Source organism: Pseudooceanicola endophyticus, assembly GCF_018760365.1.
In the GTDB taxonomy this organism is placed as follows: Bacteria; Pseudomonadota; Alphaproteobacteria; order Rhodobacterales; family Rhodobacteraceae; genus Pseudooceanicola; species Pseudooceanicola endophyticus.
The window spans coordinates 48,525-59,842 of the sequence record NZ_JAHIAB010000016.1; the positions used below are offsets into that span (position 1 = coordinate 48,525).

5 protein-coding genes are annotated in these 11,318 nt (G+C 72.2%); 3 read left to right on the forward strand and 2 right to left on the reverse strand.

Going from position 1 to position 11,318, the window contains the following annotated elements; translation table 11 throughout:
* Positions 1-2 precede the first annotated feature (2 nt).
* Positions 3-1,376, reverse strand: coding sequence for an aminotransferase class I/II-fold pyridoxal phosphate-dependent enzyme (locus tag KM176_RS21825; RefSeq protein ID WP_160896664.1), 1,374 nt, complete (start codon positions 1,374-1,376; stop codon positions 3-5).
* On the reverse strand, positions 1,373-8,446 hold the full coding sequence (locus KM176_RS21830; protein WP_160896665.1) for a type I polyketide synthase: 7,074 nt from the start codon (positions 8,444-8,446) through the stop codon (positions 1,373-1,375). Before KM176_RS21830 ends, KM176_RS21825 begins: the two co-directional genes overlap by 4 nt.
* 194 nt (positions 8,447-8,640) lie before the next feature.
* Here KM176_RS21830 and KM176_RS21835 point away from each other — a divergent pair, with 194 nt between their 5' ends.
* Genes KM176_RS21835 through KM176_RS21845 form a run of 3 tightly spaced genes read left to right on the forward strand, consistent with a single transcriptional unit; the run spans position 8,641 to position 11,314 of the window.
* Positions 8,641-9,408, forward strand: a complete 768-nt coding sequence (locus KM176_RS21835) for an ABC transporter permease (protein ID WP_160896666.1) — start codon at positions 8,641-8,643, stop codon at positions 9,406-9,408.
* Complete coding sequence (locus tag KM176_RS21840) at positions 9,405-10,115, forward strand: ABC transporter ATP-binding protein (protein WP_160896667.1); 711 nt, start codon at positions 9,405-9,407, stop codon at positions 10,113-10,115. Before KM176_RS21835 ends, KM176_RS21840 begins: the two co-directional genes overlap by 4 nt.
* Entirely contained in the window at positions 10,112-11,314 is a 1,203-nt protein-coding gene (locus KM176_RS21845) for a hypothetical protein (RefSeq protein WP_160896668.1), read from the forward strand. The genes KM176_RS21840 and KM176_RS21845 overlap by 4 nt, the downstream gene beginning before the upstream one ends.
* The last annotated feature ends 4 nt before the right edge of the window (positions 11,315-11,318 follow it).

Sequence of the window (11,318 nt, forward strand, 5' to 3'; positions counted from 1 at the left end):
CCCTAGCCCTCCGCCCCCAGGCCCTCGACCAGCCCCAGGAACCCCTCCTCCTCCAGCCGGTCCAGAGCCTGGCGCAGCGCGCGCAGCCCCTGATCGATCTGCGCTTCGGTATGGTCCGAAGACAGGAAGAAGCGCAGCCGCGCGGCATTCATCGGCACGCCCGGGAAGGTCACCGGGGCGACGTTGACGCCTGCCTCCAGCAGCCGCTCCGACAGCTTGACCGCCACCGGAGAGGCCCCCACCATCACCGGCATGATGCCGAAGCCCTGCCCGGTCCCGGTGTTCAGCCCAAGCTCTGCGGCGCGTGCCGCGAAATAGGCTCCGTTCTCGCGCAAGCGGGCGCAGCGTTCCGGCTCCTGCTCCAGCAGCTCCAGCGCGCAGAGCGCCGAGGCCGCCAGCATCGGCGGCAGCGCGACGGAAAAGACATGCCCCGCCGCTTCGTGCTTGAGCAGCCGGATCAGCGCCCCGGAGCCCGCCACGTAGCCCCCGGTCGAGGCCAGCGTCTTCGACAGCGTGCCCATCCAGATATCGACGCAGGCCGGATCAAGGCCGTAATGCGCCGCCACCCCCTGCCCGCGCGCCCCCACGCAGCCAAGCGCATGGGCCTCGTCGACCATCAGCCAGGCATCGTAGCAGTCGCGCAGCGCCAGCAGCCCGGGCAGGTTCGGCAGGTCGCCGTCCATGGAATACAGCCCCTCGACCACGATCAGCAGGTTGCGGCAGAGCGGACGGTTATGGGCCAGGATCCGCTCCAGCGCGGCCAGATCGTTATGGGCGAAACTGCGCACCGAGGCCCCCGAAAGCGCCGCCCCCATGCGCACGCTGTTGTGGATATGGGCATCATGGACGATCAGGTCGCCGGGGCCTGTCACTGCCGCCAGCAGGCTCATGTTGGTGCCATGGCCGCTGACGAAGCTCAGCGCCGCCTCGCTGTTGTAATGCCGGGCCAGGCGGGCCTCCAGCGCGCGGTGCACCGGACGTTCCCCCGAGACCATGCGGCTGCCCCCCGCCGAGACACCGTAGCGCCCGATCGCCTGCACCGCGGCCCGCGCCGGGCGCGGATCGGCGTTCAGGCCCAGGTAGTCGTAGGTGGCGAAGTTCAGGCAGGCGCGGTCGGCGATCCGCGTTTCCGCGCCGGCATGGCCGTCATGCATCCGGAAATAGGGCGGTTCCAGGTCCAGCAGGGCCAGCGCCCGCTCCAGCGCCGCACCGCGCTGCACCGCCTCCAGCCGATCAAGCCCGGCCAGCCGCCCGGGCGCCGGCCCGCCGCTGCGGGGCAGGCCCGCCTCCGGTCGCACCGGGGCCGCGCCCGCCTGGCTTAGCATACGCCTGCGAATGTCGGGATCGAGCCCGCGCCGTGCCGTCGAGAGGGTCATTCCGCTGCCTCCATGCTGCCGTCGTTGCGCCCCCAGCCATCCCCTGACCGGTTGCCGCCATGCTGTGCCGCCAGCAGCGTCAGGGCCGAGGCCGGATCGGCTCCGCCGCCCTGCAGGTGCCGGGTGATGCGTCGGGCGATCTCCTCGGCGGGCAACTGCCCCGAGATCGCCATCAGCGGGATGTCATCGCCCAGGGCCTGCTGCGCGGCGAGGCCAAGCTCCACCCCCATCAGGCTGTCGACCCCCATTTCCGAAACCGGCATCGCCGCCGAGAGCGTGCCCTCGGGCACCCGCAGGATCCGCGCGATCTCGGCCAGCAGGAAACCGGTCAGCCGTTTCACCGCCGCCGCCTCGGGCAGCGACTGGATCTGCAGGCGCAGGCCCTCTCCCTCCTGCAGCGCGGCGCCCTCTCCGGCGCGGGCGGCCAGGGTCGCGAAGGTCGGCCCCGACAGCAGCCGCAGCCCGGCGACCGGACCGGACCAGCTCATCGGACTGATCCAGGCGACCGGATCGCTCAGCGCTCCGGGCCCGCGCCCCATGATCTGGTCAAGCGCCCGCAACGCCTGCCGGGAGGTAAAGCTGACGCCGCCGCCGAAGCGCCGGATCAGCGCGGCGGTGCCTGCCTCGCGCGACAGGTAGCCAGTGTCCTCGATGGCGCCCCAGCCCACGGCCAGCCCGGGCAGCCCGGCGGCGCGACGGGCGCGGATCAGCGCCTCTGCGGCGGCATTGGCGGCGACATAGGCGGACTGGCCATGATTGCCGATCAGCGTCGCCATGGAGGTGAAGACCACGAAATCGCGCAGCGCATCGCCCCGCGTCGCGCGGTCGAGGTTGCGCGTACCTGCCAGCTTGGCGGCCAGCGCCCGCTCCAGCACGGGGCCGGTCAGATCCGCCATCCGCATGTCCTGCAACAGCATGGCCGAGTTCACCACCAGTTCCGGCGGGCGCCAGAGGCGCAGTTCGGCCAGCGTCTGCTCAAGGGTTTCGCGGCAGGTGATGTCGCAGCACAGGTAGCGGACCTCGGCCCCCAGCCCGGCGGCGCGCGCGATCAGGTCGCGGGCCTCCGCAGGCGGCGCGGTCGAGCGGCCCAGCAGCGCCACGGCGCTGGCCCCGTCGCGCACCAGCCGGTCCGCAAGTGCCAGCCCCAGACCCCGCCCACCGCCGGCGATGATGCTCAGCCCGCCGGGATCGGGATGGTAGATCGGCCGCTGCCGCGCCGGGGCGCGTCGTGCCGGATCGGGCGGGGTGATCACCAGCTTGCCCAGATGCGCGGACCGCTGCATGGCGCGGAACGCCTCCCGGGTCGCCCCGGCCGGGACCCGATGCAGCGGCAAGGGCCAGAACCAGCCCTCCGTCAGCCCCTGCATCACCTGCCCGAAAAGGCGCCGCGCCAGGGCCGGACGCTGCCGCAGCAGGCTGTCGATATCGATGCCGTGGAAGGCGATATTGTCCTTCAGCGCCCGCATCCCCAGACGGCTGCCGGCGTAGAAATCGACCTTGCCCAGCTCCAGGAAGCGCCCGCCGGGCCGCAGCAGCCCAAGACTGCGCCGCAGCCCCTCTCCGGACAGCGCATTCAGCACCACATCGACACCGCCACAGCGCGCGCGGATCCCGGCCTCGAAGCCGCCGTCGCGCGACGACAGCACGATCTCGGCGCCAAGGGCGCGCAGCAGGGCGCGCTTGGCAGGCGTCCCGGCAGTGGCGATCACCCGGGCGCCCCGGGCCCGTGCCAGCTGCAATGCCGCCAGGCCCACGCCCCCGGCACCGCCATGGATCAGCACCGTCTCACCCTCCGCCAGCCCGGCCAGGTGATCCAGCGCGTAGAGCGCGGTGAAACAGGCCACCGGCAGGGTCGCCGCCTGCTCTGCCGGGATCTCCTCGGGCAGCGGTGCGGTGCAATCGGCGGCGGTCACCAGGTGGCTGGACAGGCAGGCCGATCCGAAGGCCACGACCCGATCGCCGGGATGCAGCCCCGTGACGCCCGGGCCGCAGGCCTCGATCCGGCCGGCGCATTCCAGCCCCAGGGCCGGGCCGGCAAAGCCGGTTTCCAGCGCCTCCTCCGGCAGCACCCCCATGGACCACATGACATCGCGGTAGTTCAGCCCGGCGGCTTCGACCCGCAGGCGGACCTCTCCGGGGCCGGGATCGGGACGGGGCGCGGCGTACCAGTCCAGTTGGTCGATGCCACCGGCCGGGTCGGCCTCAAGCCGCAGCGCGGCGGCGGCAGGCACCGGCGCCTCGGCCAGCCCCGGGCGCACCCGCACCCCGCAGGCCCGCCCGCCCGTCAGGACGATCTCCGTCTCCGGCGTGCCGGCGCGGATCAGCCGCGCCAGCTCTTGCGCGGCCTCGCCCGTCGGCAATTCCGGGCCGGGATCGACGGCATGCAGCTCCAGCGCGGGATATTCGTTCTTGGCGCTGCGCAGCGCCGCCCAGAGCGCCGCCTGCTGCGGCACCGGCACGGCCCCGTCATGGCAGGCCCCCCGCGGGCAGATCAGCCAGAGCGCCCCGCCGGTCGCCGCCGCCAATTCTTGCAAGAGGCCCGACAGGGCCAGCAGCCGTGCCACCAGGCAGGCATCCGCCGCGCCCTCTGCCCCGGCAGGATCGGGGGGCGGCGCCAGCAGGATCAGCGGCGCCTCCGGGGTCCGCGGCAGCAGCTGAAGATCGGCGCCCGTCAGCTCCGGGTCCGGGCCGGGGCCCGCACCGCCCAGGGCCGCGGCCAGGGGATCCAAAGGGTCCTCCGCGCCGGACGGTGCCTCGGGGACGGGTTGGCGCGCGACCAGTCCCAGCACCCCGCCAAGCGCCTCGGGCGCAGCGAAGGTCGCGGCCTCGGCCAGGCCCGCCGCCCGGGCGCGCTCGGCCAGATCCTCCGCGCTGTCGGCCAGTCCGGGATTCAACAGAGTGGTGAAGGGCCGCGCCCGGGGTTCGACCAGCAGCAGAACCCCGCCCGGCGCCAGGGCCGGGCGCAGCGCCTCGAGCACCGGCGCGCTGGCCAGGCCGGCCCCGGAAATCACCACCAGATCGAAACGCCCTGCATCCTCGGGTCCGGGCAGGCCGATCTGACCGATCTCGCCAAGGGCAAGCGGCGGGCGCCGCCCCGTCTCCCGGGGATCGCAGGCCCAGAGCTCGGATGCGGCGCCGTTGCGCCCGGCCAAACGGGGCAGCAGCCGCGCCGGGCCGCTGCCAACCTCCAGCAGCCGGGCCCGCTGACCGTCCGGCAGGGCCGCGTGCAGCCCCTCGACACGGGCCAGCAGCCAGTCGTCCCGCAGCGCCTCGAACGCCCCGCCCGGCAAGGTCGGCGCGGCGTCGGGATCTTCCGCCCGCAGCGCCAGCGCCGCAACCTCGGCCCCGAGGGAGGGCGCCTCGGTCAGCAGGTCGGCCAGCAGCGCGGGCACCGGTGGCAGATCCGGCGCCGGGTCGCTGATCTGCAAGGCGATCGCATCCAGCAGACGGGCCTGCTCATCCGCCTCCGGCAGGCTGTCCGCCAAGGCCGCAGCAAGGGTTTCGGGATCCGGCAGGCCGGCGGCAATCCGCGTCAGCGGCTCCAGCGCCATCCCGAAGGCGTGATGCTGCAGGTCCACCGGCGCCGCCAGCCGCAGCGCCCGCAGCCGCAGCCCGCTCAGCCGGGCACAGCCCTGCCCCCCGGCATCGTAGAGCATGACATCGCACAGCAGGCTGCGCCGCCCCTCGCGCCGCAGCACCACCCGCCCCGAGGCGATCCGGGCCCCCGGGCGCAGCAGCTCCAGCCGGTCGATGCGGACCGGCACGAAAGCCAGCCCGGCATCGGCGAACCGGCCCTTCTGGAGTCGCCCGACCAGCCCGTGCAGCACCGCGTCGGTGCCCACGACATCCAGCAGCAGGCGGGGATCGGGGGCCTCTTCGGGATCGACCGGGCGCAGCAGCACCTCGGTCACCGCGCCCTGCTGTCGCCAGCGTGCCACCCGGGCAAAGGCGGGGCCGTAATCCAGCCCGATCTCTGCCGCCTGCCGGTAGATCACCCAGCCGGGCCGGTCGCCGGGCCCGGGTGCGGGATCGGGGGCCGGCGCCCCGGCCTGGGACCCGGGCCCCTCCTCGGAGAGCGCGCCGGTGGCATGAAGCTGCCAGTCCTCCTCCGAGAAGCGGCTGCGCGACAGGATCCGCAGACGTCCCTCCGCGACATCCAGCTCGGTGCGCAGACGGCGCAGGTCGCGCTCGCCCAGCGGCAGGGTGGACCGCATGTCGAAATCGGCCAGCACCGGATGATCGGTCTTCAGCGCCCTCTGGCCCGCCGCCAGCGCCATCTCGGCCAGGGCCATGCCGGGCAGCAGGATCCGCCCGCCGACCCGGTGATCGCGATAGGCCCGGCACAGGTGCTGATCCGCCTCGCCCTGCCAGACATGCCCCCCCGCCGAGGTCTCGATCCCCAGCAGCGGATGCCAGGCCGCATCCCGTCCCATCCCGCGGTTGAGCCGCGCCGTATCGCCGGCCCGGTAGGGCTGCCCCTGCCAGGGATAGGCCCCGAGAAGCCGCGCCGGCCCCGCCGGACGGGGGCCAAAGGCGGTTGCGGGAATGCGCCCGCCGTGCAGGTAAAGCCTCGCCGCCGCCCGGGCCACCGGCCCCGGCACAGTCGCATCGGCCTGCGCCGCGCTGTGCAGCACCGCCACCGCCCCCGGTCCGCCCTGAAGGCTGTCGCGGGCATAGGCGGCCAGCACCGGATCCGGCCCGATCTCCTGGAAGACGCGGAAGCCGTCGCGGGCGGCCTGCTGCAGGGCGCTGCGGAACTGCACCGGCTGGCGCATGTTGGCCCACCAGTGCCCGGCATCAAGGTCACCGCCCGTCATGCGCCGCCCCGACACCGTGGAATAGAAGGCCGGCGCCCCATCAGGCGCCTCATCCGGCACCTGCACCGGGCCCAGCGTTTCCAGAAGCCTGTCGCGCAGCGGCTCCTGGAGGGCGGAATGGTAGGGATAACGCACCCGGATCGGCACGCAGGCCAGCCGCAGGGTCTTGCGGGCATGGCGGCGGAAGGCCTCCAGCGCCTCGGGCGGGCCGACAAGAGAGACGCTGCGCGGGCTGTTGTCGGCGGCGATCCCGATCTGCGGATCGCCCCAGTCGGCCAGGATCGCCTCGGCCTCCTCGACCGGGACCTGGAGCGCGGCCATGGTGCCCTGCCCCTCCAGCGCATGTTGCACGGTGCTGCGCGCGGCCACCAGCCGCAGCGCCTGGTCAAGCGCGATCAGCCCGGCCACATGGGCGGCAGCCACCTCTCCGGCACTGTGGCCCAGCACCGCCCCGGGGGTTGCGCCGCGCGCCATCAGCGCCCGTGCCATCGCCACCTGATCGGCAAAGAGCAGCGGCTGCGACAGCGGCGCCTGCGGCAGGCGCGTCTCCAGGTCGGGGGCCCGCAACGCCTCCTGCAGGGACCAGCCCTGGGCGGCCTGCCAGGCGGCGTCGATGGCATCATGGGCCGCGCGATAGGCGGCATCGCTGTCGAGCGCGGCCAGGCTCATGCCCGGGAACTGCGCCCCGTTGCCGGAGAACAGGAACAGCGTCGGGGCGTCGCGCAGCCGGCTGGTCGCGCGCAGCACCGCCGGATGGGCCGTGCCCGCCACCGCCGCCGCGACCGCCTCCGCCCCGCCCTCGGCCAGGATTGCCAGCCGTTCGGGATGCAGATCGCGCAGGTGCAGCGCCTCGGTCTTCAGGCGGGGGGCCTCGGCCCCCTCCAGCACAGGCTGCGCCCTCTCCAGCGTCTCAGCCAGAGCCGCGCGGCAGAAGGCGGAAGCCACGTACAGACCGGTCGGCGCATCGGGCCCCTGCACGGGAACCGGACGCGGCGCCGGGGCGGCGATGATCGCATGGGCATTGGCGCCGCCGAACCCGAAGGAGCTGACGCCGGCCAGCCGCGCCGCTGCGGGCAGGTCCAGCACCTTCTGCGGCACGGAGACGTTCAGGGCTTCGAAGGGGATCGCCGGGTTCAGCACGCCCGAATGCAGCGAGGGGGCCAGCCGCCCGCTTTCCAGCGCCAGCTGCGCCTTCAGCAGGCCCGCGCAGCCGGCGGCGGGCTCGAGGTGGCCGATATTGGTCTTGACCGAGCCGATGGGCAGCGGACGGCGGCGCAGCCGGCCCAGCGCCTCGCCCAGCGCGCCCGCCTCGATCGGATCGCCGGCGGCGGTGCCGGTGCCATGAGCCTCGACGAAGGCCAGGTCTTCGGGGTCGATCCCGGCGTCGCGGTAGGTGTCGCGCAGCAGCCGCAGCTGCGCCTCGGCCGAGGGCAGCGCGATGTTGACCGTGGCGCCGCTGGTGTTGGTGCCGACATGGATCAGACGCCCGTGATCCTGCGGCGAGGCCAGCGCGGCATCCTCGCGGGTCAGCACGAAGGCCACGGCCCCCTCCGCCCGCACATAGCCATCCGCCGCCGCCGAGAACGCCTGGCACAGGCCCGAGGGCGACAGCATCCGCGCTGCCGCGAAACCGACGAACTGGCTGGGCAGCATCAGCATGTTGGTGGCGCCGACCACCGCGATCTCGACCTCACCGGACAGCAGCGCCTGCTGCGCCGCCTTCAGCGCGAAAAGCGAAGAGGAACAGGCGGTGTCGATGGTCATCGAGGGGCCATGCCAGTCGAAGACATGGCTGACCCGGTTGGCGATCACCGCCAGGGAATTGCCGCTCATGACATAGCCGTCGGCGGTGCGCGGGTCATGGCCCAGCACCACCGCGTAATCGGTCATCGAGGCGCCGGCAAAGACGCCGATGTCCTTGCCCGCCAGTTCCGAGGGTTTCAGACAGGCATCCTCCAGCGCCTCCCAGACCACCTGGAGCATCAGGCGCTGCTGCGGATCCATGCTCAGCGCCTCGCGCGGCGAGATCCCGAAGACCGCCGGATCGAAGACCTCGGGATCCTCCAGCACACCGGCGGCAAAGCTGTAGGTCTTGCCCTGTGTGCCGGGCACCGGGTGATGATAGAGCGCCTTGCGCCAGCGGCTGTCAGGGATCTCGGTCACCGCGCAGCGCCCGCCGTAAATCAGATCGGCGAAGGCCGCGACCGAGGGCGCCATGGGAAGTCTGCAGGCGCGTCCAGCGAATCTGATCATGTGCAACCCTTTCGATGCCGGAGCCAGGGCCGCTCCGCGTAAATTACCCCGCCACCGACCGCCCCGGCGCCGCTTCTGACGACCGGACCGAAAGTGTTAGCACAACCTTAAGGAAGGCGGACGATGCTTTACGGGACACAAAAGGCGAGTCCGATTAACAAACCATTGATGATGCCGGGGGGCTTTTCACGATCATGCTGGCGGCTATGGACAGCCAGGGGCGGGTCATCTTCGCCATTCTCCTGCGCGAGGCGCGGGTGCGTCACGGACGCTCTCACCTGGGCTACGGCTGGGCGGTGATCGAGCCCGTGGCGCTGATCCTGTTCCTGACACTGGTCTTCTCGCAACTGCGCTCCAGCGGGATCTCGGGCTACGACTTCGCGCTGTTCTTCGCCACCGGCGTGCTGCCGTTCAACCTGTTCCGCACCTCCAGCCAGTATGCCTCCGGCGCGCTGGAGGCGAACCGGCCGCTGTTCCACTACCCGCCGGTGCAGCCGGTGGATGCGGTGCTGGCGCGGGTGCTGCTGGAAAGCGCCACGGCGCTGCTGGTCATGGGGCTGGTCTTCGGCGCCCAGATCGCCTGGCTGCGCGCACCGCCCCCCGCCCATCCGCTGCAACTTCTGGCAGTGCTGGGGCTGGCGGCGACGCTGGCCTTCGGGGTCGCCATGTGCCTGGCCACGGCGCGGGAATGGCTGCCCTCGCTCGGCCATCTCTACGGCGTGCTGATGGGGCCGGCCTTCCTGCTGTCGGGGATCTTCTTCTCGCTCCACGCGATGCCGGAGGGCGCGCGCGACATGCTGGTCTGGAACCCGCTGATCCATATCGTCGAAGGGTTCCGCTCCGGCTACCTGGCCGGCTACCGCGCCCCCGAGCTGGACCTGGCCTACCTGGCCTGGTTCGCCGGCGGCTCGGTCGTGCTTGGCCTGGCGCTGACCCTGACCTTCGGGCGCAAGGCGTCATGATCGCGCTGGAGGGGCTCAGCAAGGCCTATCCCCTGTCGGGACGACGCCAGAGGCCGATCCTGCAGGACGTCAGCCTGACCCTGCCAGATGCCAATATCGCGATCCTCGGGCGCAACGGTCAGGGCAAGTCCACCCTGCTGCGGATGATCGCGGGGATCGAGCCCCCGGACCGCGGCCGCATCCGCTGCACCGGCAGCGTGTCCTGGCCGATCGGCTTTCGCGGCTCCTTCCACCGCCAGCTGAGCGGCGCCGAGAATGTCCGCTTCGTCGCCCGGATCTATCGGCAGAACACCGAATACGTCACCGCCTTCGTGCGCGATTTCGCCGAGTTGGGACCGTTCTTCGACCAGCCGGTGAAGGCCTATTCCACCGGCATGGTCGGGCGGCTGGCCTTCGGCCTGTCGATGGCCATCGCCTTCCGCATCTACCTGGTGGACGAGGTTCTGGGCGCCGGCGACAGCCATTTCCAGCACAAGTGCCGCGCCGCCTTCCGGGCCCGGGCCGATCAGGCGCGGCTGGTCATGGTCTCCCACTCCATGCCGATGCTGCGCGAATTCTGTGACGCCGCCCTGGTCATCGACAACGGAACCTTAACTTTCTTCCCCGATCTGGAAGAGGGCATCGCCCGCTACGAACAGCTGAATGCCCCGTCCCGGCCCCAGGCCGCGGCGGTCTCCCGGCAAAGCCAACCGGACCTTCCGACATGAGCACGCCCCGCCAGATCCCCCGCCCCGCCCCGGCCCCCGCCGCGACCGTGCTGCCGTTACAGGGCCAGGAGCCCGGGCAATGGCGCGCCCAGGCACGGCGGCGCCGCTGGGTCCTGCTCTCGGCGCTGCCCTGCGTGGTGCTGCCGGTGCTGCTGGCGGTCTGGTACTTCGCCTTTGTCGCCGCCGATCGCTACGCGGTCGAGATGAAGTTCTCGATCCGCTCGCCCTCGGGCTATGCGGCGGCCGACATGCTGGGGATGATGACCGGCATGGCCTCGGCGGGGGCGACGCTGCTCGACAGCTACATGGTCGAGGATTACATCGACAGCGGTGCCGCCCTGCGCGCGCTGGACCGCCGGATGGACCTGCGCACCATCTATGCCTCGCCGCACGCCGATCCGCTGGCCCGCATCGACCCTTCTGCAAGCTTCGAGGATTTCCGACGCCATTTCCGATGGTTCCGCACCGTTTACCTGGACACCGGATCGCAGGTTCTGACGGTCGAGGTGCAGGCCTTCACCCCCGAAGAGGCGCTGGCGGTCGCCCAGGGGCTACTGGATCTGGTCTCGAACCTCGTCAACGACATCTCGGAACGCGCGCGCCTGGACACCATGCGCGCCGCCGAGGCCGAGGTCGCCCGGGTCGAGGCCGCCCTGCGCCAGCACCGTGCGGAGCTTGCTCAGTTCCGCCAGACCCGGCAGGACATCGACCCGACGGCCTCTGCCGGCGCCCAGCAGGGTCTGCTGAGCCAGCTTGAGGGCCAGCTGGCGCGGCTGCGCTCGGAACGCGACACGCTTTTGCAGTTCGTGCGCCCCGACGCCCCGCCGATCAAGATCCGCGACGGCCAGATCGCCGCGGTCGAGCAGCAGCTGGAGGCGCAGAAGGCACGGCTGGGCAGCGGCGAGGACGACAGCGCCGGGGACACCTATACCGACAGCGTCTCGGCCTACGAGGCGCTCTCGGTCGATCTGGAGTTCCTGCAACGCAGCTACGTCTCGGCGCTGGCCGCGCTTGAGGCCGCCCGGATCGAGGCCGACCGCCAGCAGCGCTACCTGGCGACCTTCGTGGCCCCTGAACTGCCGCAGGAGCCGCTCTATCCCCAGCGCGGGCTGTCGATCCTGCTGGTCGCGGTGGTGGCGCTGCTGGGCTGGGCCCTCACGGTGATGGCCGTCTACATCCTGCGCGAACACGCGACCTGAGGGG